29 protein-coding genes and 1 tRNA gene are annotated in these 26,477 nt (G+C 65.7%); 12 read left to right on the top strand and 18 right to left on the bottom strand.

What is annotated here, in order from left to right:
- Positions 1 to 276: 276 nt before the first annotated feature.
- Positions 277 to 930 (bottom strand): histidine phosphotransferase ChpT, encoded by a 654-nt coding sequence (gene chpT / locus TSA1_RS21740; protein ID WP_174719008.1) that lies wholly within the window; start codon positions 928 to 930, stop codon positions 277 to 279.
- A 199-nt stretch (positions 931 to 1,129) separates the two neighbouring features.
- Between chpT and cysQ the strand changes: the two genes are divergently transcribed.
- Positions 1,130 to 1,945, top strand: a complete 816-nt coding sequence (gene cysQ, locus TSA1_RS21735; protein WP_100178117.1) for a 3'(2'),5'-bisphosphate nucleotidase CysQ — start codon at positions 1,130 to 1,132, stop codon at positions 1,943 to 1,945.
- Here the strand turns inward: cysQ and TSA1_RS21730 are convergent.
- Positions 1,939 to 2,424, bottom strand: a complete 486-nt coding sequence (locus TSA1_RS21730; protein WP_100178116.1) for a YHS domain-containing (seleno)protein — start codon at positions 2,422 to 2,424, stop codon at positions 1,939 to 1,941. The two genes, cysQ and TSA1_RS21730, sit on opposite strands and share 7 nt — an antisense overlap.
- Positions 2,425 to 2,563: 139 nt before the next feature.
- Between TSA1_RS21730 and TSA1_RS21725 the strand changes: the two genes are divergently transcribed.
- From TSA1_RS21725 to TSA1_RS21715, 3 genes are all read left to right on the top strand, one after another.
- Positions 2,564 to 3,169 carry a DUF1134 domain-containing protein gene (locus tag TSA1_RS21725; RefSeq protein ID WP_097657748.1) on the top strand — a complete coding sequence of 202 codons (606 nt, stop codon included), beginning with the start codon at positions 2,564 to 2,566 and terminating at the stop codon, positions 3,167 to 3,169.
- A 119-nt stretch (positions 3,170 to 3,288) separates the two neighbouring features.
- Entirely contained in the window at positions 3,289 to 4,581 is a 1,293-nt protein-coding gene (locus TSA1_RS21720) for a coiled-coil domain-containing protein (RefSeq protein ID WP_100178115.1), read from the top strand.
- Between the two features lie 161 nt (positions 4,582 to 4,742).
- Positions 4,743 to 4,817, top strand: a tRNA-Val gene (locus TSA1_RS21715).
- A gap of 513 nt (positions 4,818 to 5,330) precedes the next feature.
- Here TSA1_RS21715 and TSA1_RS21710 read toward each other — a convergent pair.
- Positions 5,331 to 6,104: an outer membrane protein gene (locus tag TSA1_RS21710; protein ID WP_100178114.1), complete on the bottom strand. Its 774-nt coding sequence runs from the start codon at positions 6,102 to 6,104 to the stop codon at positions 5,331 to 5,333.
- Positions 6,105 to 6,255: 151 nt separating this feature from the next.
- Here TSA1_RS21710 and TSA1_RS21705 point away from each other — a divergent pair, with 151 nt between their 5' ends.
- Positions 6,256 to 7,029 (top strand): SDR family NAD(P)-dependent oxidoreductase, encoded by a 774-nt coding sequence (locus tag TSA1_RS21705; RefSeq protein ID WP_100178113.1) that lies wholly within the window; start codon positions 6,256 to 6,258, stop codon positions 7,027 to 7,029.
- A gap of 153 nt (positions 7,030 to 7,182) precedes the next feature.
- On the opposite strand, the gene TSA1_RS21700 is transcribed toward TSA1_RS21705, so the two are convergent.
- From TSA1_RS21700 to TSA1_RS21685, 4 genes are all read right to left on the bottom strand, one after another.
- The gene (locus TSA1_RS21700) at positions 7,183 to 7,860 is read right to left on the bottom strand and encodes a hypothetical protein (RefSeq protein WP_100178112.1); all 678 of its coding nucleotides are present in this window, start codon (positions 7,858 to 7,860) and stop codon (positions 7,183 to 7,185) included.
- Positions 7,861 to 7,983: 123 nt separating this feature from the next.
- Positions 7,984 to 8,466 (bottom strand): transcription elongation factor GreA, encoded by a 483-nt coding sequence (gene greA / locus TSA1_RS21695; RefSeq protein ID WP_100178111.1) that lies wholly within the window; start codon positions 8,464 to 8,466, stop codon positions 7,984 to 7,986.
- A gap of 60 nt (positions 8,467 to 8,526) precedes the next feature.
- Positions 8,527 to 9,006: a hypothetical protein gene (locus TSA1_RS21690; protein WP_100181270.1), complete on the bottom strand. Its 480-nt coding sequence runs from the start codon at positions 9,004 to 9,006 to the stop codon at positions 8,527 to 8,529.
- A gap of 181 nt (positions 9,007 to 9,187) precedes the next feature.
- Positions 9,188 to 9,523, bottom strand: a complete 336-nt coding sequence (locus tag TSA1_RS21685) for a hypothetical protein (RefSeq protein ID WP_100178110.1) — start codon at positions 9,521 to 9,523, stop codon at positions 9,188 to 9,190.
- 279 nt (positions 9,524 to 9,802) lie between these two features.
- Here TSA1_RS21685 and TSA1_RS21680 point away from each other — a divergent pair, with 279 nt between their 5' ends.
- Positions 9,803 to 10,036: a DUF3551 domain-containing protein gene (locus TSA1_RS21680; protein WP_100178109.1), complete on the top strand. Its 234-nt coding sequence runs from the start codon at positions 9,803 to 9,805 to the stop codon at positions 10,034 to 10,036.
- A gap of 422 nt (positions 10,037 to 10,458) precedes the next feature.
- On the opposite strand, the gene TSA1_RS21675 is transcribed toward TSA1_RS21680, so the two are convergent.
- The gene (locus TSA1_RS21675) at positions 10,459 to 10,656 is read right to left on the bottom strand and encodes a hypothetical protein (RefSeq protein WP_100178108.1); all 198 of its coding nucleotides are present in this window, start codon (positions 10,654 to 10,656) and stop codon (positions 10,459 to 10,461) included.
- 229 nt (positions 10,657 to 10,885) lie between these two features.
- Here TSA1_RS21675 and TSA1_RS38950 point away from each other — a divergent pair, with 229 nt between their 5' ends.
- Positions 10,886 to 11,095: a hypothetical protein gene (locus TSA1_RS38950; RefSeq protein WP_142252154.1), complete on the top strand. Its 210-nt coding sequence runs from the start codon at positions 10,886 to 10,888 to the stop codon at positions 11,093 to 11,095.
- Between the two features lie 394 nt (positions 11,096 to 11,489).
- Here the strand turns inward: TSA1_RS38950 and TSA1_RS21660 are convergent, their stop codons facing one another.
- From TSA1_RS21660 to TSA1_RS21640, 5 genes are all read right to left on the bottom strand, one after another.
- Positions 11,490 to 11,684 (bottom strand): hypothetical protein, encoded by a 195-nt coding sequence (locus tag TSA1_RS21660; RefSeq protein ID WP_100178105.1) that lies wholly within the window; start codon positions 11,682 to 11,684, stop codon positions 11,490 to 11,492.
- Positions 11,685 to 12,012: 328 nt separating this feature from the next.
- Positions 12,013 to 12,819 (bottom strand): transglutaminase-like domain-containing protein, encoded by an 807-nt coding sequence (locus TSA1_RS21655; RefSeq protein WP_100178104.1) that lies wholly within the window; start codon positions 12,817 to 12,819, stop codon positions 12,013 to 12,015.
- A 78-nt stretch (positions 12,820 to 12,897) separates the two neighbouring features.
- Positions 12,898 to 13,089, bottom strand: coding sequence for a DUF3606 domain-containing protein (locus TSA1_RS21650; RefSeq protein WP_100178103.1), 192 nt, complete (start codon positions 13,087 to 13,089; stop codon positions 12,898 to 12,900).
- A 229-nt stretch (positions 13,090 to 13,318) separates the two neighbouring features.
- On the bottom strand, positions 13,319 to 13,837 hold the full coding sequence (locus tag TSA1_RS21645) for a hypothetical protein (RefSeq protein WP_100178102.1): 519 nt from the start codon (positions 13,835 to 13,837) through the stop codon (positions 13,319 to 13,321).
- A 37-nt stretch (positions 13,838 to 13,874) separates the two neighbouring features.
- Positions 13,875 to 15,422: an acetolactate synthase large subunit gene (locus tag TSA1_RS21640; protein WP_100181269.1), complete on the bottom strand. Its 1,548-nt coding sequence runs from the start codon at positions 15,420 to 15,422 to the stop codon at positions 13,875 to 13,877.
- Between the two features lie 243 nt (positions 15,423 to 15,665).
- On the opposite strand from TSA1_RS21640, the gene TSA1_RS21635 reads away from it, so the two are divergent.
- Both TSA1_RS21635 and TSA1_RS21630 read left to right on the top strand, forming a co-directional pair.
- Positions 15,666 to 16,244, top strand: coding sequence for a L,D-transpeptidase (locus tag TSA1_RS21635; protein WP_097657733.1), 579 nt, complete (start codon positions 15,666 to 15,668; stop codon positions 16,242 to 16,244).
- A 218-nt stretch (positions 16,245 to 16,462) separates the two neighbouring features.
- Positions 16,463 to 17,278, top strand: a complete 816-nt coding sequence (locus TSA1_RS21630) for a DUF2927 domain-containing protein (RefSeq protein WP_100178101.1) — start codon at positions 16,463 to 16,465, stop codon at positions 17,276 to 17,278.
- An 8-nt stretch (positions 17,279 to 17,286) separates the two neighbouring features.
- Here TSA1_RS21630 and TSA1_RS21625 read toward each other — a convergent pair whose 3' ends face one another.
- From TSA1_RS21625 to TSA1_RS21615, 3 genes are read right to left on the bottom strand one after another with little or no spacing between them, the layout of a single operon-like run.
- Positions 17,287 to 18,426 carry a DSD1 family PLP-dependent enzyme gene (locus TSA1_RS21625; RefSeq protein ID WP_245448385.1) on the bottom strand — a complete coding sequence of 380 codons (1,140 nt, stop codon included), beginning with the start codon at positions 18,424 to 18,426 and terminating at the stop codon, positions 17,287 to 17,289.
- A complete protein-coding gene (locus tag TSA1_RS21620; protein ID WP_100178099.1) occupies positions 18,416 to 19,069 on the bottom strand; it encodes a helix-turn-helix transcriptional regulator in 654 nt (217 codons plus the stop codon). Before TSA1_RS21620 ends, TSA1_RS21625 begins: the two co-directional genes overlap by 11 nt.
- A 9-nt stretch (positions 19,070 to 19,078) precedes the next feature.
- A complete protein-coding gene (locus tag TSA1_RS21615; RefSeq protein ID WP_100178098.1) occupies positions 19,079 to 20,203 on the bottom strand; it encodes a threonine synthase in 1,125 nt (374 codons plus the stop codon).
- Between the two features lie 323 nt (positions 20,204 to 20,526).
- On the opposite strand from TSA1_RS21615, the gene TSA1_RS21610 reads away from it, so the two are divergent.
- From TSA1_RS21610 to upp, 3 genes are all read left to right on the top strand, one after another.
- The gene (locus TSA1_RS21610; RefSeq protein ID WP_100178097.1) at positions 20,527 to 21,783 is read left to right on the top strand and encodes a GTP cyclohydrolase II; all 1,257 of its coding nucleotides are present in this window, start codon (positions 20,527 to 20,529) and stop codon (positions 21,781 to 21,783) included.
- A 7-nt stretch (positions 21,784 to 21,790) separates the two neighbouring features.
- Entirely contained in the window at positions 21,791 to 23,029 is a 1,239-nt protein-coding gene (locus tag TSA1_RS21605; protein ID WP_100178096.1) for a URC4/urg3 family protein, read from the top strand.
- Positions 23,030 to 23,186: 157 nt separating this feature from the next.
- The gene (gene upp / locus TSA1_RS21600; RefSeq protein ID WP_100178095.1) at positions 23,187 to 23,816 is read left to right on the top strand and encodes a uracil phosphoribosyltransferase; all 630 of its coding nucleotides are present in this window, start codon (positions 23,187 to 23,189) and stop codon (positions 23,814 to 23,816) included.
- A 192-nt stretch (positions 23,817 to 24,008) separates the two neighbouring features.
- On the opposite strand, the gene TSA1_RS21595 is transcribed toward upp, so the two are convergent.
- Positions 24,009 to 25,121, bottom strand: coding sequence for a M48 family metallopeptidase (locus TSA1_RS21595; RefSeq protein WP_100178094.1), 1,113 nt, complete (start codon positions 25,119 to 25,121; stop codon positions 24,009 to 24,011).
- A gap of 3 nt (positions 25,122 to 25,124) precedes the next feature.
- Positions 25,125 to 26,270 (bottom strand): DUF898 family protein, encoded by a 1,146-nt coding sequence (locus TSA1_RS21590; RefSeq protein ID WP_174719325.1) that lies wholly within the window; start codon positions 26,268 to 26,270, stop codon positions 25,125 to 25,127.
- Positions 26,271 to 26,477: the final 207 nt, after the last annotated feature.

The raw sequence follows: 26,477 nt of genomic DNA, 5'->3' as shown, positions 1-26,477 counted from the left end.
TCGAACTTCACCAATTGATTGTCCACGGTGTCCAGGCTCTCGCTGGTCTCCGTCAGAAACTCCCGCAACAGATCATCCATGAAAACAGGCCTTCATACAGGAAGGGCGCGCACGAGGTGTGATGCGCCATTTCGGAATGGTGCCAGCTTCACCGCAAAGCGTTTAATATTGGTTGAGTATGTGCAAAAGAACGGAACCAACAAAGAGATAAGGCGCTCCGGACAAGCCGAAGCGCCTCGTAAAGATTTGCTTAAGAGACCGAGCGCGTCGCGCTGTTTACGAAGCGGTAACTGTGATGGCTTCGCCCTCCAGCGCAAGCTTCACGGTGAGTCCGCAGGCCTCTGCCAGCAGCCGCGTATAATAAGGCTGGATCGCGTGCGCATCCGCGGCCGGTCCCCGCTCGCCGCTCAGCAGCTCGGAGATGTTCTGCGGCAGGCGCGCATTGTGTCCGGTTGCGGTGATGCGAAAGCTCATCGTCTCGCCCTCGCCGATCGGGTCGATCGTCAGCATGCCGCCGCGCGGAATCGTGTGCTGGGACACCACCAGCATGTTGAGCAGCAGCTTGACGCGGTTCTTCGGCAGCAGCAGCCGCGGCAGATTCCAGGTGATCGAGCACTTGCCGTCCTCGATGTGGCCCTTCGCCATGGTCTGGGCATCGCCGAGATCGATCTGCGCGCCCGAGGAGCCGGCCGCGCCGAAGGCGAGACGGCAGAACTGGAGCCGGGCGGAGGCGGTCTTGGCGCTCTTGCGAATCAGGTCGAGCGCGAACTCGCGGTCTTCGGGCTTGGGATCGTCGTCGAGCACTTCGAGCCCGTTGACGATGGCGCCGACAGGGCTGATGAGATCGTGGCAGACCCGCGAGCACAACAGTGCCGCGAGTTCGAGCATATCGGGTGTAGTAGCGGTCGCGGGCGACGAGGCGTCAGACATATAAAGGGGTCCTGGAGGGTTCCTGGAATTGCACGGCGCGGGACGCCGCGAATCACGCATGCTTGACGGATGCTGCCGGTTCTAACATTCGCCAGCCCGCGGCAGCTAGCTTGCGATAGGTTCGAAGCGGCCATAAAGGGCTGCGGGCGAATCAACCGAGGGGGCGAGACTTGCTGACGAATGAGGCACACAGGTGAGGATGATCGACGCCGAGGCCGCATCCCGTTTGATGGAGCCGCTCACCGCGCTGGTGGTAAAGGCGGGCGAGGCGATCCTTGCCGTCAACCGCGCGGCGATGCGGGTCGATTCCAAGCAGGACAGCTCGCCGGTAACCGAGGCGGACCTTGCCGCCGACCGCATCATCGCCGAGGGCCTGGCACAGCTCGCAGGCGACATCCCGACGCTCTCGGAGGAACGGGCCCAGCTCGCCTCCCCGCCGTTCGAGGACAGCTTCTTCCTGATCGATCCGCTCGACGGCACCAAGGAGTTCGTCGCCGGCCGCGACGAATTCACCGTCAACCTCGCCCTGGTGACGTCGGGCGTGCCGCTGCTCGGCATCGTCAGCGCGCCTGCGCTCGGCCTGATCTGGCGCGGCATCGTCGGCCGCGGCGCCGAGCGCGTCAGGTTTGACGGTGCAACCATCGGCGCGGCCGAGCCGATCCACACCCGCAAGCTGCCGGCACACGGCGAGCCCTGGATCGCAGCGGTCAGCCGCTCGCATGGCGATCCCAGGAGCGAGGCGTTCATCGACGACAGGCCCAATGCCGTCCGGAAGACCTGCGGCTCCGCGGTGAAATTCGGCCGGATCGCCGAAGGCAGCGCCGACATCTACCCCCGCTTCGGGCCCACCTGTGAATGGGACGTCGGGGCCGGCTCGGCGGTCGTGACCGCGGCCGGCGGCCGGGTGACCGACGGCAAGGGCGGCGAGCTGCGCTTCGGCGAGCGGCACGCGAGCGGCTTCATCATCCCGGAGTTCATCGCCTGGGGCGACCCGCAGGCGGTAGGCCGCTACTGACCGAGCTGTTCCAGGAGCGCCGGCCAGCGCTTGCCGACTTCATAAAGGAACCGCTCAGGATCGGCGGCGAAGGCATCGCGATTGGCTTCCCGGCTGAACAGGTAAAGCCGCTGCGCCACGATCGCGAAGAAGCGGGGATTGCCGGCGATGGTGACGCCGCGGGCGATGTCGGCGGGATCGTAGCCGCCGAATTGCGGACCATAGACCTCGGGATGGGTCAGGAAGGAGGCCCGGTTGCCCTCGTTGCGGAAGCGCCAGACCGCGCCCCAGAGGTTCGCCTCGAACTCCGCCGTCCCCTGCACCGCCCGGCCATCGACGAAATAGGCGACGGGATCGAAGCCCTCGATGGCGACGCCGGTGAAGCGGTTGACGACGACACGCTCGGTGGTGGCAGCCTCCGCCGGCGCCCCCGAGCCGGTCAGCCATATGCCCGACAGCAGGCAGACGAGAAGGCCGATCAAGGCAATTCCGGGGCGCAAAGGGCTATCTTCCTGCCGTTGTGCCGTCATAGTTGCTGCGGATAACATCCGAGTCGAGGGGACATCCGGCGCAACCTAGGACCGTGCCTGTTGGCGTCAGGTTAAGGAAGCAACCGGATTCGGTACCAGGGGTTCTTTTATGACTTTCGCATCACGCCTTGCTGCGCTCGCGCTTGCCGCGATGGTCGGCTGGATCGTGCCGGCCTCGGCCCAGCAGGCACCGCCGCCCAATCTGCCACCGCCGCAGCGGACCCCGACGCCCAATACCTACGGGCCCGACGAGCTCGTCGGTGCCGGGCACCGCTTCTTCGGCAACGTCTCGCGCGGGTTAGCCTCGATCATCGAGAAGGCGATCAGCCAATGGGGCCTGCCCAACGGCTACATCCTGGGTGAGGAAGGTTCCGGCGCGTTCGTCGCCGGCCTGCGCTACGGCGAAGGCACGCTCTACACCAAGAACGCCGGCGACCTCAGGGTCTATTGGCAGGGCCCCTCGCTCGGCTTCGACTGGGGCGGCGACGGCGCGCGCACCATGACGCTGGTCTACAATCTGCCCGCCACCAACGCGATCTACCAGCGCTTCGCCGGCCTCGACGGCTCGGCCTACATCATCGGCGGCTTCGGCATGACGGCGCTCACCGCCAACAACATCGTGCTGGTGCCGATCCGCTCCGGCCTCGGCCTGCGGCTGGGCGCCAATATCGGCTATCTCAAATACACCCCGCGAGCGACCTGGAACCCGTTCTAGGCTCCCCTGCTCCATCCAGCGACGGATCAAGGTTAACGACAGAGCGGGGCTGGCTTTTTGCCGGCCCGCCATGGCATGGTCGTTGGTGAATTTTTCCTTAAGCTTGGGAGTTCTGGCCCATGGTCGAACCGATCATGTACCTGGCGATCGGTTTCCTGCTGTCGATGCTGTGCGGGCTCGCGATCGTGCCGCTGGTGCATAACCGCGCCGTGCGCCTGACCACGCGCCGGCTCGAGGCCGCAACGCCGCTGTCGATGGCGGAGATCCAGGCCGACAAGGACCAGCTCCGCGCCGAATTCGCCATGTCGGCGCGGCGGCTCGAGATGAGCGTCGACCAGCTCAAGAACAAGACCACGAGCCAGCTCGCCGAGCTCGGCAAGAAAAGCGACGCCATCAACCGCATGAAGATCGAGCTCGGCGAGAAGAACGCCACGATCTTCGCGCTGGAAGCGCGCGAGAAGGCGGTGAAGGAGCAGCTCCGCGCCACCGAAGAGGAATTCAACGCCAAGACGGAAGCCTTGCGCGCCGCCGAGAACGCGCTGAAGGACAAGCAGAACGAGCTCGCCAAGATCAACTCCGAACTGTCCGACCGCTCGATGATGGCGGAGAGCCGCCAGGTCGAGCTGGTCGCCGTGCGCGCGCAGATCGAGGAATTGAAGAACCGCGTCGGCGATGCCGAGAAGGAATTTGCCGCGACGCAGGCGCGGCTCGCGCAGGAGCGCACCGAATCCGAGACCGCCTCGCGTGAGCTCGGCGATGCCCGCGGCCGGGTCGAGAATCTGAGCCAGCGCGTCACCGAGCTCGATCGCCAGCTGCTGTTGCAGGTGAAGGAAGCCGAGATGCTGTCGGGCCGCGTCGCCGACCTCGAAGGCCGCCTCGCCACGCAGGGCAAGCTGCTCGCCGAGCGCGAGTACGAGAACAACCAGCTGCGCCAGGCCAATGAAGGCAATGAGCGCACCATCAAGGAGCTGCGCGTCGAGATCGCGGGCCTCAGCGGCGGCAAATCGTCGGCCGCGATGGAGCAGCTGCGCGCGGAAAAGACCGCACTGGAGGAGCAGCTGCGCACCGCCCGCGACGAGCGCGCCAAGCTCCAGCGCGACATCAACGCGATCCAGCAGCAGGCGGAGAGCTCCTGGGCGACCGAGCGCATGGAGAATGCGCTGCTGCGCGAGCGCATCAACGACATCGCCGCCGAGGTGGCCAAGCTCGCGATGCAGCTCGAAGGCCCGAACTCGCCGATCGAGGCGCTGCTCGCGGCCGAGGCCGGCCAGCCGCCGAAGCCGGCGCCCCGTCCGGCCAACGACGCCGCGACCAAGGGAACGCCGAGCCTGCCCGAGGGTGGTGGAACGCTGGCCGAGCGGATCCGGGCGCTGCAGGCCCACGCCTCCCGCGCCCGCCAGCAGGGCGCGTAGGCGGCCGAAAACCGGCCTTTCCGTCACGCGCCGCGTGGCTGCCGCAAGCTTTTCCGGCTTCGAGCCACCTGGAAACTTGACACCTCAAGCCCGCACTTCTAAATCGCGGGCTCCAATGCGTCGGCCGGCCGAACAGGTCCGGCCGTCTGCATGATGGTCCCGGGCGCATAGCTCAGCGGGAGAGCGTTCCCTTCACACGGGAGAGGTCCAAGGTTCGATCCCTTGTGCGCCCACCACGCTTCGCCAAAAGGCTTCGCGTGGCGCAGCCACGCCCAATGATTGCGAAGCGTGTCCGGCATAGCTCGAAGAGCGTCGACGGACCGGGGCGTCTTGCTCGCGCTCCGGCAAAAATTGCGAAAACAACCCCATGCACAGTAGCCGACGCCAGTCGGATCAAGGGGTTACGTCTTTCCCGAACTCGTCGATTTGCCGCGTCGGGCAAAACACCGGCACGACTTCGTCTCGGCACAAGGCAGCCGGCGGGACAGCAGCCCGCACAATAGGGCTACGCATAGGGCGTTTGGCGCGGCCTGAACGCGCGCCTCGTCCTTCGTGACGACCGCTTTCAGCGGTCTCCTCAGGATGAGGCTAAGCAACACGGGTGCTCGTTGAAAGGAGTGCCGCGCACCCAGTCCTCATCCTGAGGGCCCGCCACCGGCGGGCGTCTCGAAGGTTGGCCGCAAGGAAGTCATCCCAGCGATAGCCCCTGGCCCGCACAGCGCAGCAGGCATCGCCAGTGGCGCCCCGCTTCAGTATTTCGCGATGATGGGACCACCCCAGCGGTAGTTCAATCGCACCAGCCCAATGTCGACATCCTGGCCGATACGCTCCCTGCGCGTAAAGGCGCCGGCAGCCACGCCGCCAAAAGCGCCCGTCCCGGTGAAGGTGACATCGCGATGGCCGAGGAAGATGTGGTCGTACTCCACGCCCAGCGTCCAGTTCGGAGCGAGGCCGAATTCGAGACCGCCGCCGATGACGCCGCCCCAACGCGTTTCGCTGGCTCGATCGAATGCCAGGCCGGTGACGACGTCGTTGGTTCGGTATTTGTCGGCCACTGCCGCGCCGCCGCCCTTCACGTAGAGAAGGACGTTGTTCCAGGCATAGCCGATCTGCCCGGTGATCAGGCCGAACGCTTCGATCTGGGACCGATTGCGAAGACCGGTGGGCGGGAAGAGCGCCGTGCTCACGTTATCGCCCGTGAAGTCGGCCCAGTTGCCCTGGCCTTCGATGCCGAACACCCAGTTGACGGACTGCCACCGAAACCCGATCTGCCCGCCGGCCGTGCCGCCCGTGGCATCGTGGCACCCTTCGGGGACGATGACGCCGAGCCCGGGAGAAATCAGATCCCAGCACTTGCGGCTCGATCCGCCGCCGCCGTTGACGCCGATGTAGAAGCCGCTCCAATCGTAGACGGCGGCGATCATCGGCGGCGCCTTGGTATAGGGACGCGCCGCAAGATCGGCGGCGTCGGCGCTCGTGCAGGCCATTCCAAATGCTGCAACGGAAAGCAGGAACTTCTTCATCAGCGTCCCCCACGAATCCTAGACGTCATGCAATTGGGCGTGAGCTTATCGCTTTTTGGCTGGTTGTATGTGATCGGAATGCAACACCCTGGGGCGACCTTGCCGCGGCGGGCATCGTAGAGTGCGCCCTGAAATATCCAAGGAGAACCGCATGGCGACCATCTTCATCACCGGCAGCACCGACGGCCTCGGCCGGGCGGCGGCGCAATCGCTGCTCGACCAGGGACACCGCGTGGTTCTGCACGCGCGGTCGGCCGACCGCGGCAACGCGCTCGGCGAGCTGAGATCGCGAGCCCAGGGGATCGCGGTCGGCGATCTCAGCAGCGCGGCCGAGACGAAGGCTATCGCCGATCAGGTCAACGCGATCGGGCGCATGGATGCGATCATCCACAACGCCGGCGTCTACACCCGGCCCGGCCGCGGCGCGACGGCGGAAGGCCATGCCGAGACTTTGGCCATCAACACGCTTGCGCCCTACATGCTGACGGCGCTGATCGAACGGCCCGGCCGGCTGGTGTATCTCAGCAGCGGCCTGCACCGGGGCGGAGAAGGCTCGCTCGATGACCTCGACTGGACCAGGCGTCCCTGGGATGCAGGCACGGCCTACGCCGAGAGCAAGCTGCACGTGGTCGCGCTGGCCTTCGCGCTGGCGCGGCGCTGGCCCAAGGTTCTCTGCAACGCCGTCGATCCCGGCTGGGTGCGCACGAAGATGGGCGGCGCAGGTGCGCCGGTCGATATCGCGACGGGGGCACGGACACAGAGCTGGCTCGCGGCGAGCGAGGATCCCGCCGCCTTGGTGTCGGGTCGCTACTGGCATCATCTGGCGCAGCAGCAGCCGGCCAAGCAGGCGACCGATCCGAAATTTCAGGACGAGCTCATCGACAGATTGAGCAAGCTGACGGGCGTCGAGCTGCCGGAGGCGTAGGGCGATGATCCTTCGTCATTGCGAGCCAACGGGTCCGCGCGAAGCGCGGCCCGATGACAGGCTCCGCGAAGCAATCCGGAATCTCTCCAAGGTGGCAGCCTGGATTGCTTCGTCGCACGAGCTCCTCGCAATGACGGTGGAGAGGGCGCCGCGTCACACCGCCCGCCCGGTCCGCCACACCGTGTAGAGACCAGCGAGGGTGCCGATCGCCACCAGCGCTGCTGCGAGCAACAGCTGCAATTCCCCATCATCGGTGGGGCCGACGGACGACACCAGCCTGGTCACGATGACGAACAATATGCCGACGGCGGCCGCGGCCCCCGCGCAGAGATAGGCGAGCTCTCGCGTCAGATTGCGGCCGAGCAATCCGAGCGCGGTGAAGTACATCGCGCTGGCGTTGGGATGAACGAACAGCGCAATGCGCGCGTAAGCGCCATAGGCATCGAACAGGGATTCGCAGCGGCGCAGGGCCGCCTTCGAGGCGACGCGCTGCAGGAACGGCCGAAAGAAACGCGCCTGTCCGTAGCTGACGATGGCACCCACGATGATGGCGAGCCACGCCGCGACGAAGACGGAGCCATCCACGGACTTCGGGCTGAGCGCCACCGACATCAGGATCAGGGCCGTGCCGGGAAAATAGCCGAAATACGGGAATACCGCTTCCAGCAGCACGCAGACGAACATGAAAGCCGGAAACCATGCCGACCCGGTCGCGCCATGGACGATGGCGTTCAGGTCGAAAAGGCTCGTCCTGTACAGGACGAGGTACATGCACATGGCCAGTCCAGCCAGCGCGTAGAACGGCAACGCTCCAGATAGAAACCGTCTCATCCGACCATCAGGCTTTGCTTGGCGGAGACGACGGCCTCGCGCAGTTGCGGATCATGCATTAGGCGAATGACACTGCTCCTGTCGATAGCGCCCTTTGCCACGCAATCCTTGTCGCGCCGGCCCCTACCCGATCGACAGGATCTCGATCTCCTGCGCGCCCGCGCCGACGACGTCGCCCACCGCCTTCCCCATCAGCGACCGCGCCACCGGCGCGACGAACGAGATCGTCCCCGCCTTCGGGTCGGCTTCGTCCTCGCCGACGATGCGATAGGTCTGCACGCGGCCGTCGGCGCGGCTGAAGGTCACGGTGCTGCCGAAGGCGACGACGTCGCTTCCGACTGGATCGGGAACCACCTGCGCGGTGCGCAGGCGCTCCGTCAGATAGCGGGCATCGCGCAGCGGCACCGCCGATTGCCGGCGCTTCTCATTGACGTCCTCGATGGCCTGCGCGGCTTCATAGGCCTCGCGCGCCTGCCGAAGCTGCGTCTGCAACGCCTGCAGGCCGGCTTCCGTCACGAGGTTGGGATGCGGCGAGATCGGGCGATCCGGCAACAGCGTCTCGGACGCGGTTTCGGCGCTTTCTTCCTTGGTAAAGGCGACGCTCAATTCGAAAATCCTGTCGAACTCTTCGGGGTGGCGACGCCACGCGTCGCGGATTGTCCCGGACTATATCTCAAGTTCGACGAAACGACGGAGCTTGAAGACGATATCCGGCATGGTCTGGCGGAACCGCGTCGCGTTCTGGAAGCTGGTCGAGAACGGCGCGAAGGTGAGCATGGCGTTCCAATGCCGGTAGCCATAGACCGTGACCGAGACGCCGGTGGCCGGAAAATCCTCCAGCTTGCGCAGCTCGCCCAGCACCAGATCGGCGATCGCCTCGGCCGGCAGCAGCTGCTTGCCATCCCGCGTCGTGACGATCCTTGCGGGCTGCTCGACCGGCTCCACGGTCGCCGGGGCAGCTTCAGGAGGCTTCTCCTGTTTGATCGGGGTCGGTTCGGTGGCGGACGCCGCTTCCGCTCCGTTCGACGGGACGGTCGGCGGCCCTTCGGTGAGCGGCGGCGGTGCAACAGGGTCTGTACGCTTGTTGCCTCCGAGGATGCTGCTGATCATGGCCACGAGGCCAGCATCCTTCACGTCGTCACTCATCATTCCCCCCGGGATTCGGCCTACTCTAGCATTGCGCTCGCAGACCGCCACCAGGGATGTGAGGCCGCCCGGCGGAGGCGGCTCGTCACAGACTGTTCGGCTCGCCTCGTTCGTCGACGGGCCGTTGGTCGAAGGCACCAGCGGCGCGAAGCCGATCACTCCGCGCCGCGGTGCGGGTCCGCTACTGCTTCTCGAACGGAATATACTGCTGGTACTGCTTGGGCACCGAGCTGCGGTAGCGCGCCGGCACGGTGCCGGTGTCGACGGAATGATCGATCTCCTGCTGCCGCGTCATCTTCTTCTTCGCCGGCTTCTTCGACGCGCTCTTCTTGGAGTCGGATGACTGGCCGGAGCCGTCGGTGGTCGCAGCCGGTGCCGCCGTCGTTGCCGGCGCGGCGGTTGTCGCCGCAGGCGCCGTGGTCGCACCGGCGGCCGGTGCGCTCTGCGCCGATGCGAGCGACGTTTGCGCGAGGAGCGCCAGCGCTGCTGTCGCAGCCAGCAAATATGACCTTTGCATCAGAACCTCCAAAAATGAGCCGACCCGAATCAGGAACGCGTGAGCCTTGCGGGAGCAACGCGGGCAAGTCCGGTAACGATAGGCCGGAAAGCCCGTGGCGAACTGTGGCGGAGATCACATTGCTCGCTGCGGCTTGGCGCATCATAAACGCACGTCGAACGCAATGCCCACTGCGGACACCAAGACAAGTACGACAAAGTGTCGGGCAGATCCCGGAACCTGCAGATCGAGCTGCGTGTTCCCTCTTTCAACCGCTCCCGCAACCCAATGGAGACTGAAATGCGTCGCACCATCCTCTCGCTTGCCTCGTTCGCGGCCCTGATGGCCGCCATGGCCCCGACGGCCCAGGCCCACCCCGCAAACGACAGATATTGCCTGCAGGGCCGCATGTGGGGCTATCCCGGCAACTGCCAGTTCGCGAGCTATCAGCAGTGCCAGGCCACCGCCTCCGGCACCTCGGCCTATTGCGGCATCAACCCGCGCTACGCGTATTCGCAGCAGCGCTATTACTGACGACGTTGCGGCGTGCGCGCATCACGCGCGCGCCGCCACACTTTTCACGTGCAGACGATCCGCCGCGCCTGGAAAACTCCAGGCCCTCTTCGTCGGGAAACGGCTCGTCCTCGTCACGCAGATCGAAGTGATAGATTGGCGTCGCAAAGCGCTCACAGACCGTAGCGTAGGCGGGAGCGTGCGTCTCTCTCGGCCACCGGATGCCTGCAGCTGGGTGATGGCCGGTGATCGGAGCCAACCGGAAGAACGTCGGAAGGTTGCTCACGAATTCGGGCATTCAGGCCTTGGCAAACAAAAACGCCGCCCGCTTAAATGAAGCGCAGGCGGCGGTTGACCAGCCCCGGGAGGGAGATTGTAAAATCCCGATATAAGTCTGTCTCCACGTGGAGAGCGAAGGTTCACCGCATCGGGCAAGAGCCAATTCAGGACGGTGCCTGAAGTCCCGGCGAAGTCAGCCATTTGTTGACTTCTCCGGCGACATCGATCTGCCGCGCCTTGCGCAGAAGCTCGTTGCGTCGGACGCCAAGAGGCATTTCCTTGGCCTGCGTGCGGAGATTGATGGCCTCTTGCGCGAGGCGGAATTCGAGGGTGGACGAGTGTCCTGACGGCCGTCGCGCCATGCTTGATGCTCCGCTGCTGGGTTGAGCGGGAGCGCGACTTGCGTCCACACCACCGATAGTTGCTAAGAGCCGCTCGGTGGTGATGCGACAGTGCGCCTTTGTCCGGCGGATAGCCAGAGCTTTGTTTCGGTTCCCGGCAGGAACCATTTTGAGAAATGGCCGAGCGTGAGCCGCGCGCCTCTCGGTCATGCGGCGCGCGCTGTGAGCAAGCCTCCCTTGAGCGCGTCTATTGGTGCTGCTGCTCCCTGAGCAAGATATCGATCGCACGCCGAACAGCGGCGACTGCCTCGGCTCGATTGACGGCGATTCCCGTTCTGGGGGAGCGGCCATGTCGTTCAAACGACCATTTCCAGCCCGGCGGATTGATGGTCTGGACCACCATGTATTCAATCCCCCGATGTTCGTGCGCCATCATCACCCCATGTCGAATCCATCCTGAGCAGCGTTCGCTGGCGGAGCAGCCGACGACCTCCGGCTTCTTCCTGGGTCATCTCATCGAGCTATGAAGCAGACATGTTCGGCTCGACGGCGCTGTCGGCGAAACTCAGCAACCGCGGCAGATATTCTTCAGCTTTGCGGCGGTTCGGGCTTCTTCCGCGAGGAAGGGGTCCTTGTATCCCGACGACGGGCCGTGGCCGGTTTCGGCAGGTTTCCCGGGTTTGGGTGGAAACGCCGCGTCGTAACAGGAGAGGCGTGCACTGGTGCTCTCGATCGCCCGGCAGTTCGGTTCCGCGGCGGATGCGGCTGGCGCTGACGCGCCCAGTGCCGATGCAAGCAAGAGCGCAATCGTCCATGCCGCGGCTCGCACTGTCTTCATGCCGAGTGTCCCATCGCTACCTGCTTTTGCTCGCCCAGGCCGGCTTCTCGCCGGTCCAGGCTGGAAGAGAATCCCATTCAGACCAGCGCATCCGGCGCTCCTCATCTCCGACTTTCACGAAGACGAAAGGTGCATCGTCGCGGCCTGTTTTGGAGCCGACGAAGATCGCCGGAACTCCATAAGCGTCCCTGATGATTGCCGTGTTTGCCATTTCGGGCTCCCGTTTCGCTTGAACTGGCCCCGCCCCGGGCTGCAGTTCGCACGCCGAATGAACTTGCCCCTACAGAACGGCCGCAACCGCGATCATCAGAACGATGAAGACCGGCACCAATATCGGTGGTACGAGCCATTCACGAATTTCGAATTTCGCGGGATCTGACATTTGACCGCCTTGGCTTGGGCTAAGGCGGGAGCGCGAAGCTCTCAGTCACCGATAACAGCCACGAAGCGCGCGGTGATGCCTGCGGTGTAACAGTGTTCTCGCCAATTGGCGAGATCAATCTCGGACCGATCGGCGCTTAACCGCCGGGGCAAGCGCGCTACACGAGTTCATCGGTCCACACCTTGAAGCTGACCAGCGTGTTGGGTCCGAACGTCTGGGTGATCGGAACATCCGCCGCATCGCGGCCCTGCGCGATCAGGACGCGGCCAATTCGCGGCGTGTTGTTGCGCGCATCGAAGGTGTACCAGCGACTGTCAAGATAGACTTCGAACCAGCCTGCAAAATCCCCGGGAGCGTGAGGCGGAGGGATGCCGATGTCGCCGAGATATCCCGTGCAATAGCGCGCAGGAATGTTCATGCAACGGCAGAATGCGACGGCAAGATGAGCATAGTCGCGGCAAACGCCTTTGGCCTCGTTGAATGCTTCCCATGCCGTCTTGGTGGCTCGCGCGTGCTCGTAGCCGAACGCGATGTGATGATGCACGAAATCGCAGATCGCCTGGACCCGCGGCCACCCCGGCGCCGCCTTCTCGAACAGCTTCCACGCGATGTCCGAAAGTCGATCGGTCTCGCAGTAGCGGCTGCCGAGCAGATAGACGATCGTATCGGGTGGAAGATCCTCCACCGGGTGTTGCGAAGCTGAAGGGGCGACCACGTCAGGCAAACCGCTATCGCGCAAGATGCCGTTGGCGGAAAGGCGCATGCGGCCGGCGGGCGCAACCAACCGACTGCACCAGTTTCCGAAGCCGTCGCGGTAGGCCGAGACCGGCACGGAGGGCTCGGTCGTGAGGTGGTCCGGCACAATGACGTCGGATGCCCGGGTGAAATGCGTGCCGACCACCGCAATCAACGGCGTCGCTTGCGGGAAGTCGTAAATCATCTCGAAGCCGACACGTATCCTCATGCCTGGGCCCGACTCCAACTGCACCGGCGCGAACCGCCCGCGCGGAAGACGCACGCCGGCACCATCCCCGGCGGCTCGCTACTTCGAGGCATGGACTTCCTTCAAGGCGGAGGCCTCCTTGGTGATGGCGGCGATCGAGCTGCCAGACTTGCGAACGACGCTGGCGAATTGCTGATCCGACAGCTTGAGCCGCTTGCGCAGGACCTTGACCTGTACTTTATCTCTCAAATCCAACGAATTGCGGAAAAAGGTCGGCTTGTGTCTGAGCATGTCGTCTTCTCGCGATGAAGGGATGAAACAATCGCGACCGGGCGGGCATTACGCCGCTCCGGCCGCGATGGTGACTGTCCCGCTGCTCGCGAAGATTCGGTCTCCATGGGTTCAACATTCCCCGAGCATCAACGTTCCACCGCTTCCGGAATTAACCCGGCGTCGGCGCTGGCGGGCCAGGCAAGCGACCGCGGCTTTGTCATCGAATCCGACGCTTGAAGCACACACCCTATTGCGCCCCCCCGAGGCCGATCTCCTGCAGTCGCGCCGCGAACCAGCGCGACAGCGGGTCGTCGACGAAGCCGCTGACATAGACCTCGGACATCGTCACCTCGCCCTTGTCAAGCACCAGCAGCACGCCGATCCAGTAGGGAAACCAGACGTTGACGTCGGTCAGCGCCCGCAGCTTATGCTGATCGTGCTCCAGCGGCGTGTGATTGCTCGCCTTGCGGATCTCCACAGCGAGCAGATTGTTCGGGATCTCGCGCTGATGCACGACGACGTCGGGGTAGATCGACTTTCCCAGATGGTCGTCGGTCGAGATGACGGTGCCGTGCGGCAGATGCAGCGTGCGTTCGCCGAGCCGGTCGTAATTGCAGTCGACCGACCAGCCGGAGAACTGCTTCTCCAGATGCACGGCGAAGCGGTGCGTGACCGCGCGCTCGCCGACGTCCTTCTCGAACAGGAAGCCTTCGTGGGCGTAGAAGTCCCGGAGCGCCGCGATTACCTTGTTCAGCTCGGTCTGCATCGTGCCTCCGGGCCCTCGGCGCTCTGGATGCTTCGCCCTACATCTGGACTTCGATCAGCCGCGGGCCGGGCTCGGCGACGGCCTCGGCCAGCGCCTTGTTGAACTCGTCGGCATTGGTGACCGCGCGGCCCGGCACGCCCATGCCCTTGGCCAGCGCCACGAAGTCGAGCGTCGGACGGTCGAGCCGGAGCATGTCGTTGGCGCGCTGGCCGGGTTCGCCGGCGCCGACATTGTCGAACTCGCCGCGCAGGATCTGATAGATGCGGTTGGCGAACACGATGGTGACGATGTTGAGATTTTCTCTCGCCTGCGTCCACAGCGACTGGATCGTGTACATCGCGCTGCCGTCGCCGACCATGGTGATGACCTTGCGATCCGGGCAGGCGATCGCAGCGCCGATCGACAGCGGCGTGGAGAAGCCGATCGAGCCGCCCATGTTCTGCAGCCAGTCATGGGGAGCCGCCGCCGCGGTCGGTGGGAAGAAGCCGCGGCCGGTCGTCAGGGACTCATCGACCATGATCGCGTTCTCGGGGATCGCACATGCGATCGCCTGCGCGATCGAGGCGAAGGTCAGCGCGCCGGTCGGCTTGACCAGTTCGGCCAGGGCCTGCGGCTTGACGTCCCTGGCGCTGGCCTTCACGGCGCCGGCGAGCGCTTCGAGGGCTGCGACCGAATTCTCGCCCCAGGAGGTCATGCGATGCACGTCGCAGCCTTCGGGCCTGAGCACGCTCGGCTTGTTCGGATAGGCGAAGAACGCGACGGGATCGTCGGACTCGACCAGCACGATGTGACGGAATTTCGCCAGCATCGGCAGCGCCTGGTCGATGACGTAGTGGATGCGGTCGATCGAGAAGCGGCCACGGCCGCGCGCCATCTTGGGGCGGAAGGTCGGGCCCATCACGGTGCAGCCGGTCTTGCTGGCGATGCGCTCGGCCAGCGCGAGGCCCTGCTCGCTCAGGGCGCTGCCGGTCATCAAGAGCAGCGTGCCCTCGCCGTCGCCGTGCAGGATCTTTGCGGCCTGCTCGACCGCCTGCGGCGAGTAGCTGGCGCGCTGCTGCTCGGCCGGCACCTCGGCGATGCCGTCGGCCTCGTTCCAGGCGGTGTCGGCCGGCAGAATGAGGGTCGCGATCTGCCCCGGCGCGCTCCTGGCGGCGGCGATCGCCGCGGCGCCGTCGGCGGCAACCGACTTGGAGTTCGGCGAGGTCCGGACCCAGGACGACATCGGCCGGGCCAGGCCCTCGATGTCGGAGGTCAGCGGCGCGTTGTAGTCGATGTGGTAGACGGCATGCTGGCCGACGATGTTGACGATGCCGGAATTGGCCTTCTTGGCATTGTGAAGGTTGGCAAGGCCGTTGGCGAGACCCGGGCCGAGATGCAGCAGGGTCGAGGCCGGCGTGCCCTTCATGCGGTAATAGCCGTCGGCGGCGCCCGTCACCACGCCCTCGAACAGGCCGAGCACGCAGCGCATGCCCGGCACACGATCAAGGGCTGCGACAAAATGCATCTCGGAGGTGCCTGGGTTGGTGAAGCAGACATCCACCCCACCCTTGACCATCGTCCGTACCAGGCTTTCCGCACCGTTCATCCCAAGCTCCCGCAGCATGTCCAGATATTCGTTCGGTCAATCATTGTTCGCGCTTCCCGTCAAAGCAAGAGCCGCCATCGCGGCCCTGCCCCGCGCGGCGACGCGCCGGCCTGGGGCAAGCCGGCATGGTTGCCGATTTGATAATGCCGGTCCGGGATGAGGCCCTCACGGGGCCGTGGCTTGCGGAAAGCCCGCAAATATGGCCTGTGGCCTTTGTTGAATCGATTTTTTCTGGGGGAGACAATGATCCGGTTTTTTGCCGCGCCGATTGCCGCCATCGCACTGCTGTCGGCCACTGCGGGCGGCGCGCTCGCCGAAGAGTTCGACTCGCGCGACATCATGGGCGGCGGCCCGAACTTCTTCCGTTCCGGCGCCAATCCGATCCCCCGCACCACCGTCATGTACAACGGCAATTACGCCCCCGGCACGATCGTGGTGAACACCAGCGAGCGGCGGCTGTATCTGGTGCTCCAGAACGGCCAGGCGCTGCGCTACGGCATCGGCGTCGGCCGCGACGGCTTCCGCTGGGGCGGGGTGCACAGGATCACCGCCAAGAAGGAATGGCCGGACTGGACGCCGCCCTCGCAGATGCTGGCCCGCCGGCCCGATTTGCCGCGGCACATGAAGGGCGGCATCGACAATCCGCTCGGCGCGCGCGCGATGTATCTGGGCTCGACGCTGTACCGCATCCACGGTTCCAACGAGCCGGAGACGATCGGCCAGGCGGTCTCCTCGGGCTGCTTCCGCATGACCAACGACGACGTCAGCGATCTCTATAGCCGCGTCGGGGTCGGCACCACGGTGGTGGTGCTGAACAACTGACCAGGCACGAACTCTCGTAGGGCGGGCAAAGCCGGAGGATCGCGCGGACGCGTGATCCTCAGGCCTGCCCGCGGCTTGGAGATGGTGAGCACGGCGCTTCGCGCCTTTGCCCCCTCCGACACTGTAACGCTCTTGCGACAGGCGACGACGGGAACCCGCAGGCCGCGTAAATCTGCGGACTTGTGCGCGCGGCGTGAATACGGCAGCGTCGCACGACGATGAGCGCATTGAATCCGTCCTCGGCTGCCCTACGCATCGCGCTGCTGGCGTTCGCCGCGCTCGCATGCGCGCCTGACCCCGCGGCCACGGCGGTCGCGGGCGAACTGCCCGCGATCTCCTCGCGCCAGCGCGCCGAGAAGAAGACCTTCACCGACGGCGAGATCGTCGACGGCTTTTTGAAGACGGCGTTCGGCGCCGAATATCATCTCGCCGGCCGGGTCGACCGCATCCGCAAATTCGACGGACCGGTGCGCGTCTACGCCGAGAGCGACCGCGCCGATCGCAAGGCGCAGCTGGCCAAGGTCGTGGCTGACATCGGCAAGCGCGTGCAGCATCTCGACATCGACATGATCGCGACCTCCGAAGCGGCGAATGTGCGCGTGAAGCTGGTGCGCGACCGCGATCTGTTCCGCACCCTCACCAGCTTCTACGGCGTGGAAAAGGCGCGCGAGATCCGCTCTTCGCTCGACCCGCAATGCCTGTCCGGCTTCCGCAAGAACGACAATTTCGAGATCGAGCACTCCGACGTCATCCTCACCGTCGACAACGGCGATTTCACCTTCCTCGACTGCGCCTACGAGGAGCTGCTGCAATCGCTCGGGCCCATCAACGACACCGCGAGCGTGCCCTGGACCATGTTCAACGACAACGTCTCGATGGGCTATTTCGACGTCTACGACCAGTACATCCTCAATCTCTTGTACGATCCCCGCATCAAGGCGGGAATGACCGTGGCCGAGGTCAAGGCGGTGCTGCCCACCGTGCTCGCCGACGTGCGAACGTGGGTGAAGCAGGTAAATGATCTGAAGGAGTGAGGCGCCTGCTACCAGCCGTTGACGCGCGGCCAGACCGCGCTGACGGCGCCGGCGGCATCGAGCACGTGGTAGCGATCATATTGCGCGCCGGTGGCGCAGGCGTGGTTGGTGAGGATGCGGATGCGCGCGCCGATCGGCAGGTCGGGCAGCGCGGCGGCCGCGCCTTTTCGCAACGCCACGATGCCGTGCTCCTGATTGGCGTCGGCGACGACGAGATCGGGATAAAGCCGCCCGGCGAGATCGCAGACCTGCCCATAGGCCTGATCGACCGCCTGCTTCGCCGTGCCGCGGTCGCGCGACAGCGCCATCCAGCCGGCATCGACGATGATCCAGCCTTTTGCCTTCTGGTGTCCGATCACGGTGGCGAGCACGGACAGCGCGATGTCGCCGAAATCGACCGAGCTGACGCCGGCCTGATAGAGATCGCCGAACATGAAGACGCCGGCGCGCACCTCGGTGACCCCCGTGAGATCGCGCGCGTAACGCGCGGTCGGTGTCGAGCCGACGCTGACGATCGGGCACGGCAGGCCCGCGCTGCGCAGCGCATTCGCCGCGGTCACGGCCGCGATGCGTTCGGCCTCGGCGGCATCTGCGATGGCCGCAGGATTGTTCAGCGCGTAACTGTCGCCGGCGTGGAGCAGCACGCCGCGCAAGGCCGCGCCGCCGGTCGCCAGACGCTGGCCGATCGCGACCAATGTCGCCGCATCATCAGGCGCGACGCCGGAGCGGTGGCCGTCCGCGTCGATCTCGATCAGCGCCGGGATGGCATCGCCGGTGCGTGTCGCATGTGCGGCAACGGCATCGGCCTGCTCGATGCTGTCGAGGATCACGGCGAGGTCGGCGCCGGCGGCGCGGATCGCGGAGACGCGCGGCAGCTTTGCCGGCGCGATGCCGACGGCATAGATCATGTCGCGCACGCCGCCGGCGGCGAAGTATTCCGCCTCGCGCAAGGTCGAGACCGTCGCCGGCCCCGACGGCGAGGTCATCGCGATGCGCGCGACGTCGAGCGATTTCGCGGTCTTCAGATGCGGGCGGAAGGCGACGCCGAGCGAGGCGAGATGCGTCTTCATCCGCGCCACATTGGCGCGGAGGCGCTGCTCGTCGAGCAGCAGGCAGGGCGTTTCGAGGTCCATCACATCAGCGGGCATCGGCATACACCGTGGCGCGCGACACTCCGAGATGGGCGGCGATGATATCGGAGGCGCGGCGCACCTCCATGCAGCCGGCCTCGCGCAACTCGCGCAGCAGCGTGCGGCGATCTTCCGTGGCGAGCGCGCGCGGCGTGGTGGCGCGGCGCGCGGCGAACTGGTCGATCTGGGCGCGGATCGCGTCCGCGCCGACGGGATTGAGCGACTCGCGGGGGGTGCCTTGCGGATCGATGCTGACGAACTGGCCGATGGCGCTCTGCAGGCCCTGGAACAGGGTGAGGTCGACGTTGAGGCAAAGCGCGGCGACGTAAGCGCCATCCGCACCCTTGATGCCGATCGACGTGCTCTTGGCCTGTCGGCCGTCGGCAAAGCTGTTGGCGTAGTTCGAGATCACTTGCGCGTAGTCGGGGTCGGCGATGCGGGCAAGGCCAAGCTCGGTCGCGGGCTGGCCGACCTTGCGGCCCGACAGATTGTTGTGAATGGCGACGATCGCCTGCCGGGGATCGGTGAGATCGTGCAGCACGACCTCGCAGAACGGCGCAAAGGTCTCGCCGAGACCCTGCGCGATCTGCCGGAGCTGGTCGAACAGCAGCTTCTGCTCGGCGGTGGTCCTGCGCGATGCGGCGCTCTTGCTGCGGCTCATCGCGCGGCCCTACTGCACGAGATCGGCGACAATGGTTGCCGCCTTGAGACCCGTGCCGGTGAGGACGGCCACACTGGTCTCGTTTGCCTTGATGGCGCCGGCGGCCGAGAGCTTTTCGAGTGCTGCGGCCGCGCTGGCACTGGTCGGCTCCGCGAACAAGCCTTGCCGCGCCAGACGCCGCAGGGCGGCGACGATCTCGTCCTCGGCGAGCGCGACGGTGCCGCCGCCGCTCTCGCGCAAGGCGCCGATGATCTCGCGCAGGCGCAGCGGATTCTTGATCGCCGTGCCCTCGGCAATCGTCTTGCTCACCTCGCGCGCGACCGGCGTGTCGACACCGGCCTGGAAGCTCGCATCGATCGGCGAGCAATTGAGCGGCTGCGCCGCGAACAGCCGCGGCAGTCTTGTGATCTGCCCGGCCTTCAACAGCTCGCGGAAGCCGAAGGCGCAGCCGAGCAGGCTGCTGCCCGCGCCGACGGGAACGATGACATTGTCGGGAGCGCGAAAGCCGAGATCTTCCCAGATTTCATAGGCAAGCGATTTGGTGCCTTCCAGAAAGAACGGCTGCCAATTGTGGCTGGCGTAAAACGTCTGGCTCGACTGACGGATGGCCTCGGCCTCCGACTCCTCGCGCGGTCCCTCAACGAGTTGCACCGTCGCACCATAGGCGCGCACCTGCGCGATCTTGGCCGGCGATGTCGAGGCCGGCGCCAGGATCTTCACGCGCATGCCGCCGGCGGCGCCGATGCCGGCCATCGACGAGCCGCCATTGCCGGAGGAGTCTTCCAGAATGGCTGAGATGCCGATCTGGCGCAGGAACGACAGCATCACCGCCGAGCCGCGGTCCTTGAAGCTGCCGGTGGGGTTGAACCATTCGAGCTTGAAGAACGGGCGCAGATCGCCCCAATCTTGCTGGATCAGCGGCGTGCAGCCTTCGCCGAGCGTGATCGGCTTGGCGATTTCGACCGGGAGCGCGGCCCTGTAGCGCCAGAGCGAGCGCATGCGGGGCTCGATATCCTCGCGCGAGATCCCTTCGCCCGGCGTCACCAGCAGCGGCGTGCGATCATCAGAGCACCAGCGCGGCTGCTCCAGCGGATAGAGCCTTCCGTTGCGGGGATCGATGTAGCTGGCAGGCATGCGGGCTCCGGGGCTGGGCGGTTTATACGTTTTGTCTGATTATGTACTATTTGTCTAGTGACGTGGTTCGACTGCCCTTGAACTTACAAAAATAATAACCATTTCATTTACTTAGGCCAAAACAGGGCGCGACATGCAGGCGAGCCGGCCGCCCCGTCGATGACGGGAATTTGGCCGTGGCGGCCTGCCTGCCCCGACACCATTAACTTGTCTGTCGCGGCTCGCCGCTACAATATGTTGGATTGAGCTTGCGCCGCCGGTGGCGGCGCGACCGAGCCAGGCCCGTCCGAGCGGCGGGCCGTTGGCTTTTTGGGAGTTTGGTCATGAGCCGCGCGAACCGTACCGACCACATCCGCCTCACCTCGCATCCGGAGCCGGGCCGCAAGTCCGCCTTCCCGATCCATTGGGGCGCGGCCGACGCACGCGCGCGAGGGCCGATCATCGGCACGGTGTCTCGCGCAGGCGATCGCAACGTGATCGGCAGCCATGGCGGCTCCTACGCGATGTACCGCGCGCTCGCGGTGTCCGCCGGCGCGCTCGATCCGATTCGCAGGCCCGATCTCACCAACACGTTTCCGGCCGCCACCATCGGCCCGTTCGATCAGTGGCGCGATCCCGCCAAGATCGTCGCGCTCGATCCCTGGGGGCATCTGGTCGCGGAAAACTTCCGCCAGGAGATCGCCGAGGGCGCCGACATCCGCCCGAGCATCGCGGTGACGCGGGCGCGGCTCGACCTGCCGGAGATCCGCGAAGCGCTCGCGGCAAAACGGCTGCGCGCCGACGGCGAGGTCGTGCATGCCAATGGCAGCGTCTCCGTGGTGAAGATCGCGATCGATCCGGTCTGGTACCTGCCCGGCCTTGCGGCACGCTTCGGCACCAGCGAGACCGAGCTGCGGCGCACGCTGTTCGAGCAGACCGCCGGCATGTTCCCCGAGCTCGTCACCCGGCCGGACATGAAGGTGTTCCTGCCGCCGATCGGCGGCACCACCGTCTACATGTTCGGCGATGTGACGAAACTGCCCGATCATCGCACCAAGATCACCTGCCGCGTGCATGACGAGTGCAACGGCTCCGACGTGTTCGGCTCCGACATCTGCACCTGCCGGCCTTATCTGATCCACGGCATCGAGGAATCCGCGCGCGGCGCGCAGGAGGGCGGGCTCGGGCTCGTGGTCTATAACCGCAAGGAAGGCCGCGCGCTCGGCGAAGTGACAAAGTTCCTGGTCTACAATGCGCGCAAGCGCCAGGAGGACGGCGACGCGGCCGCCGCCTATTTCGAGCGCACCGAATGCGTCGCCGGCGTGCAGGACGCGCGTTTCCAGCAGCTGATGCCGGATACCATCCACTGGCTCGGCCTGAAGCGCATCGACCGATTCCTGTCGATGAGCGACATGAAATACGACGCGCTGACCTCGCAAGGCATCGACATCGTCGAGCGCGTGCCGATCCCGCTCGAGCTGATCCCGGCCGATGCCCATGTCGAGATCGCAGCCAAGAAGGCCGCGGGCTATTACACGACCGACATCGCGCCGGAGAAGGACGTGAACGGCGTGGTCGGACGTTCGCTGGAAAAATACTGATCGCGCGATGGCGGATGCTTTGGAACAACAGGCCCGCTCCCTGCTCAGCGCAGGAGCGGTTCGCGCGCGTGCGGGCGAGATGCTCGGGATCGGCCTTGCCGGCGGGCTCAATCACTTCACCGTCGATCTCGACCGTATGGATGGCGTGGCCGATGCCGTGCTCGCGGTGACGCGAAAAGCCTATCCCACGCTGGACGTGCCCTTCCACGCGCGGTGGCGGCATTTTGTCATCGGCGGCGTCGACCGCTGGGCAAGCCTTGCAAATGCGGCCGCGTGGCCGGATCGCGCCGCGCGGGCGCGCGCGGAGTTCGACCTCGCCATCGTCAGCGTGCTGCTCGATGCCGGCGCCGGCGCAGCCTGGCGATATCGCGACGCCGTGACCGGCGAGAGCATCGGTCGATCCGAGGGGCTTGCCATCGCGAGCCTCGACATGTTTGCGAGCGGTCTCTTCTCGCACGATGCCCGCTCGCCATTCAGGGCCGATGCGGACGTGCTGGCAAGGCTGCCCCTCGCCTCCCTCACATCCGCCTTTCAGGTCAATGATGCCAATCCTCTGGTCGGGCTCGACGGGCGCACCGATCTGTTGCGGCGTCTGGGCCGGCACGTCGCGGAGCGCCCCGACGTGTTCGGCCTGCACGATACGCCGCGGCCGGGCGGCTTGTTCGATCACATCGCGGCGCAAGCGAATGGCGGTGCCATTGCCGCGCCCGCGATCCTGTCGGCGGTGCTGAACCAGCTCGGGCCGATCTGGCCGTCACGGCTCGAGCTCGCCGGCGTCCCGCTCGGCGATTGCTGGCGGCATCCGGCGATCAAGGCAGACGACGCAACGGCGGGCCTCGTGCCGCTGCACAAGCTGTCGCAATGGCTGAGCTATTCGCTCATCGAGCCGCTGCAGCGCGCGGGATTGGCCGTCACCGACATCGACGGGCTGACCGGCCTCGCCGAATACCGCAATGGCGGCCTGTTCGTCGATCACGACGTGCTGCGCCTGCGCGATGCCGCCGACGCCGCGCGCGCGCATGCGGTGGATTCCTTGCTCGTCGTGGAGTGGCGCGCGCTGACTGTGGCGCTACTTGATCGGCTAGCGGAATTGGTCCGCGCCAAGATCGGCCGCACGCCGGAGACCCTGCCGCTCGCCAGCATTCTGGAAGGCGGTAGCTGGGCCGCTGGCCGCGCCATCGCCTTTTCGCGCCGCCCCGACGGTTCGCCGCCGCTCAAGGTGATCAGCGACGGCACGGTTTTCTAACCCACTCCCCTTGTGGGAGAGGGTGCCTCGCGAAAGCGAGGCGGGTGAGGGGTCTGTCTCCGCGGGCATATCTCTCAGTGAAGTTCGCGGAGAGAACCCCTCATCCGGCGCTTCGCGCCACCTTCTCCCACAAGGGGAGAAGGAAGAAAGGCATCCCATGGAAGGCGTCACGATCGTCGATCATCCGCTGGTGCAGCACAAGCTGACGCTGGTGCGGGACAAGTCCATCTCGACAAAGTCGTTCAGGGAGCTGATCAAGGAGATCGGCATGCTGCTCTGCTACGAGGTCACACGCGATTTGCCGCTCGCCGACACCGTGATCGAGACGCCGCTGGCGACGATGCACTCGGCCAAGATCGCCGGCAAGAAGCTGGTGTTCGTGCCGATGCTGCGCGCCGGCACCACTTTCGTCGACGGTATGATGGATCTGGTGCCGACCGCGCGCGTCGCCCATATCGGGCTCTACCGCGAGCCACACAGCTTTGCCGCGGTCGAATATTTCTTCAAATCGCCCTCCGACCTCAGCGAGCGCCTCGCCATCGTGGTGACGTCGGTGGTCGCCACCGCCAACACGGCGGTGGCCGCCATCGACCGGCTCAAGGAGCGCGGCGCCAAGGACATCCGTCTCGCCTGCCTGATCGCAGCGCCGGAAGGCCTCGAACGGCTGCGCGGATTCCATCCGGACGTGCCGGTCTGGACCGCCGCCGTGGACGAAGGTCTCGACGAGAACGGCTACATCCTGCCCGGCCTCGGCGACGCCGGCGACCGCGCCTACGGGACGCGGTGATCGCTTGACTGCTCGGCAAGGCCGGAGCAAGCGCCTCGTCCTTCGAGACGACCGCTTCGCGGTCTCCTCAGGATGAGGCTGAGTGACATTGGTGTTGGTGGAAACTGCCGCAGCGTACTCCACCCTCATCCTGAGGGCCCGCCAAAGGCGGGCGTCTCGAAGGATGGCCGCGGGGAAGGTTGAAACTCCGCCTCACACCTTCCCGCTGCCGCAGATCAGCTTCAGCGACTGCCACTCCTTGTCCGTCAGCAGCGGCGGGCCGGAGGCCGGGCGGTCTTCCCTGGTCATGCGGGCGAGACGGTCCTCGGTCAGCGGGTGGCTGGCGAGGATCGTCGTGAGCGTCGAGCCGCCTTCCTTGCCGGTGATGCGGTACATCAGCTCAAAAGCAGGTTTTGGCGAGCGGCCGAGCTTGTGCATGATCTCGATCGCGAAGGTGTCGGCCGCGGTCTCGGCTTCGCGCGAATAGGAGGCCTCGACCACGCTGCGCGAGGCGAAGATCACGGCGGACGAGCCGGTGACGTCGCCGAACAACAGGCCGATCAGGAACGACGTGCCGCCGTTGTAGATCAGGCCGCGCATGTTGTCGTAATGCTTGAGATGGCCGAGCTCGTGGGCGAGGATGCCAGCGAGTTCGTCGGGGGTTTGCGCCTTGTCGAGCAGGCCCCTCAGCACATAGACCTTGCCGCCGGGCAGCGCGAACGCATTCGGCACCGCGGTCGGCAGCACGCCGGCCGTCATGGAATCGTCGTCGAGGCCGGCGGCATCGCGCAGGCGGTTGACGAGCTTGGTGAACGCGGCCTTGCCGGCGGGGTCTGCGCAAGCCTTGCCGCCGAAAATGGCTTTGACCTGGACTTCGGAGGCATCCCCAATGCGCCGCTCGATCGGCTTCGGCACCAGCGGGGCGAGACGGTCGGCCGCGAGCGGCACGCCGAACAGCACGACGCAGACGATTGAGGCGGTGGCCGCGACCGACCAGCCGACGATCTTGGCGACGCCGCGGCGCGAGGTCCGGTGCTCGTCGAGCCGCATGCAGCGGGCGGTCACGTCGGCCGCCAGCACCGCGTCGCGAATCTCGAGCCGCGCCAATGGCGGCGCGGTGGTGCAGGCCAGCCGCAGGATCCCGGACGGACTGTCGGCGCGGCGGATGTCGGCATAGGCCCAGTGAACCGGCGCCTCACCCTCCTCGGTGATCTCGAGCGCATCAGCGAACGTCAGCGCCACCTGCCGCCGGCGGCTCGACGTGCCGTCGAAGAAGATGGTCGGCTTGGTGGATTGCGCCGGCGCCTCGGCAAATATTTCACTCACAGCTCAGAATCCCGCAACATCGAGCCCATCGGCAAAACCTTCGCCGAGCGCGCTGGCAAGCTGGCCGCTGCCGCGCACATCCGCCGCGGCCGCGATGTTGTGCACCTCGACGGTTTCCAGCACCTTGGCCCAGAGATCACGCTGGAGATAGACGCGCATCACGATGTTGACCGCAAGCGCCAGCGCGAAATAGCCGATCACCATCATCACCACCATGGGGATGCTCTTGGCGGCATTGTCGGAGCCGAACATTTGATCGGCCGGAACGCCGCTCAGCTGCACGAGCAGCAAGGCGCCGCCGCCCATATAGGCCGAGAAGGCCATCGTGAGCAGCATCCACCAGCCGATCACCTTCCAGTACAGGCCGTAGAAGGCGTCATGAGGCAGATTGGAGGACAGGCTGACGCCGCCGATGCGGATGCCGTCGAGCCACCAGCGCCACTCGCGTGCCTTGAACTCGGCATAGAAGAACGGCGCCAGCGGGAAGATGAAGAGCGCGATCGGGCTGAGCAGCCACAGCCACCAGGCGCGCTTGAAGAAGGTCCAGCCGTCGCCTTCGAAATCGCCTGAGAGATCGCCGTAATGGCTGTGCTGCATCTTGTAGCGCTCCAGCGCGGCCTCGCGCCAGGGCAGCGCCAGGCCGAGCGTGAGCAGCACCAGCAGGCCCCACGCCATGGCGCGGAACGAATAGGCCCAGCCGGAGCCGTCCATCCAGAAGCGGACGCCGCGCCAGACCGTGCGCGTCAACCGGTAACGTCGCGCGCGAAAGATCGCGAACTGGCCGAAGGCGTAGAAGCCGAGGAATAGCGGCGTCGAGGCAAAGCCCTGCCAGCGCTCGAACTCGATGCCAACAAGGAAATAGGCAAGGTAGATCGGCACCAGGATCGCGAGTGCGAACAGGAAGCCGACCAAGAGCTCCTTGGCCCGGCCGGTATATTCGGCGGCATCGCCGTCGATCGCGGTGTTCGCCCACAGATGCCGGCGGATGTCGGTGACGAGCCAGAACCGGTAGAAGCCGAAGGTGACGAGCTCCAGCATGGCACCCTTGGTGACCATTTTCCGGAATTCGGAGCGATTGCCGGAAAAGTCGACCCGCGTGGGCGGCAGCGGCGGCGGGATGGGCTCGGAGCCGATGGGGGTCCATTGCATGTCGTTCACGGCGGCAACCTCGGGATGCGGTCTTGATCCGGTCAAACTATAGATCAGAGGTTAGTCGGTACCCAAGATGGCGGGGTTCGATTTCCCTCGATTCCAGTCGGTTTCTGGCACGATTTCACGACAAACGGTGTGCGGGGGATCACGTTGATGGAGGCGCCCCAAGATCTCTCGCAACGGTTGGATGTGGCAAAACTCTCC

Source organism: Bradyrhizobium nitroreducens (genome assembly GCF_002776695.1).
GTDB lineage: Bacteria > Pseudomonadota > Alphaproteobacteria > Rhizobiales > Xanthobacteraceae > Bradyrhizobium > Bradyrhizobium nitroreducens.
Note: the sequence above shows the minus strand (reverse complement) of the source record. Positions and strands in the feature narration are given on the sequence as shown.

Excerpts from the sequence above, each read along its gene's own strand:
- chpT (WP_174719008.1), bottom strand. The coding sequence starts at position 930 with ATGTCTGACGCCTCGTCGCCCGCGACCGCTACTACACCCGATATGCTC.
- cysQ (WP_100178117.1), top strand. The coding sequence starts at position 1,130 with ATGATCGACGCCGAGGCCGCATCCCGTTTGATGGAGCCGCTCACCGCG.
- TSA1_RS21725 (WP_097657748.1), top strand. The coding sequence starts at position 2,564 with ATGACTTTCGCATCACGCCTTGCTGCGCTCGCGCTTGCCGCGATGGTC.
- TSA1_RS21720 (WP_100178115.1), top strand. The coding sequence starts at position 3,289 with ATGGTCGAACCGATCATGTACCTGGCGATCGGTTTCCTGCTGTCGATG.
- TSA1_RS21710 (WP_100178114.1), bottom strand. The coding sequence starts at position 6,104 with ATGAAGAAGTTCCTGCTTTCCGTTGCAGCATTTGGAATGGCCTGCACG.
- TSA1_RS21705 (WP_100178113.1), top strand. The coding sequence starts at position 6,256 with ATGGCGACCATCTTCATCACCGGCAGCACCGACGGCCTCGGCCGGGCG.
- TSA1_RS21700 (WP_100178112.1), bottom strand. The coding sequence starts at position 7,860 with ATGAGACGGTTTCTATCTGGAGCGTTGCCGTTCTACGCGCTGGCTGGA.
- TSA1_RS21690 (WP_100181270.1), bottom strand. The coding sequence starts at position 9,006 with ATGAGTGACGACGTGAAGGATGCTGGCCTCGTGGCCATGATCAGCAGC.
- TSA1_RS21685 (WP_100178110.1), bottom strand. The coding sequence starts at position 9,523 with ATGCAAAGGTCATATTTGCTGGCTGCGACAGCAGCGCTGGCGCTCCTC.
- TSA1_RS21680 (WP_100178109.1), top strand. The coding sequence starts at position 9,803 with ATGCGTCGCACCATCCTCTCGCTTGCCTCGTTCGCGGCCCTGATGGCC.
- TSA1_RS21675 (WP_100178108.1), bottom strand. The coding sequence starts at position 10,656 with ATGGCGCGACGGCCGTCAGGACACTCGTCCACCCTCGAATTCCGCCTC.
- TSA1_RS21660 (WP_100178105.1), bottom strand. The coding sequence starts at position 11,684 with ATGGCAAACACGGCAATCATCAGGGACGCTTATGGAGTTCCGGCGATC.
- TSA1_RS21655 (WP_100178104.1), bottom strand. The coding sequence starts at position 12,819 with ATGAGGATACGTGTCGGCTTCGAGATGATTTACGACTTCCCGCAAGCG.
- TSA1_RS21650 (WP_100178103.1), bottom strand. The coding sequence starts at position 13,089 with ATGCTCAGACACAAGCCGACCTTTTTCCGCAATTCGTTGGATTTGAGA.
- TSA1_RS21645 (WP_100178102.1), bottom strand. The coding sequence starts at position 13,837 with ATGCAGACCGAGCTGAACAAGGTAATCGCGGCGCTCCGGGACTTCTAC.
- TSA1_RS21640 (WP_100181269.1), bottom strand. The coding sequence starts at position 15,422 with ATGAACGGTGCGGAAAGCCTGGTACGGACGATGGTCAAGGGTGGGGTG.
- TSA1_RS21635 (WP_097657733.1), top strand. The coding sequence starts at position 15,666 with ATGATCCGGTTTTTTGCCGCGCCGATTGCCGCCATCGCACTGCTGTCG.
- TSA1_RS21630 (WP_100178101.1), top strand. The coding sequence starts at position 16,463 with ATGAGCGCATTGAATCCGTCCTCGGCTGCCCTACGCATCGCGCTGCTG.
- TSA1_RS21625 (WP_245448385.1), bottom strand. The coding sequence starts at position 18,426 with ATGCCCGCTGATGTGATGGACCTCGAAACGCCCTGCCTGCTGCTCGAC.
- TSA1_RS21620 (WP_100178099.1), bottom strand. The coding sequence starts at position 19,069 with ATGAGCCGCAGCAAGAGCGCCGCATCGCGCAGGACCACCGCCGAGCAG.
- TSA1_RS21615 (WP_100178098.1), bottom strand. The coding sequence starts at position 20,203 with ATGCCTGCCAGCTACATCGATCCCCGCAACGGAAGGCTCTATCCGCTG.
- TSA1_RS21610 (WP_100178097.1), top strand. The coding sequence starts at position 20,527 with ATGAGCCGCGCGAACCGTACCGACCACATCCGCCTCACCTCGCATCCG.
- TSA1_RS21605 (WP_100178096.1), top strand. The coding sequence starts at position 21,791 with ATGGCGGATGCTTTGGAACAACAGGCCCGCTCCCTGCTCAGCGCAGGA.
- upp (WP_100178095.1), top strand. The coding sequence starts at position 23,187 with ATGGAAGGCGTCACGATCGTCGATCATCCGCTGGTGCAGCACAAGCTG.
- TSA1_RS21590 (WP_174719325.1), bottom strand. The coding sequence starts at position 26,270 with ATGCAATGGACCCCCATCGGCTCCGAGCCCATCCCGCCGCCGCTGCCG.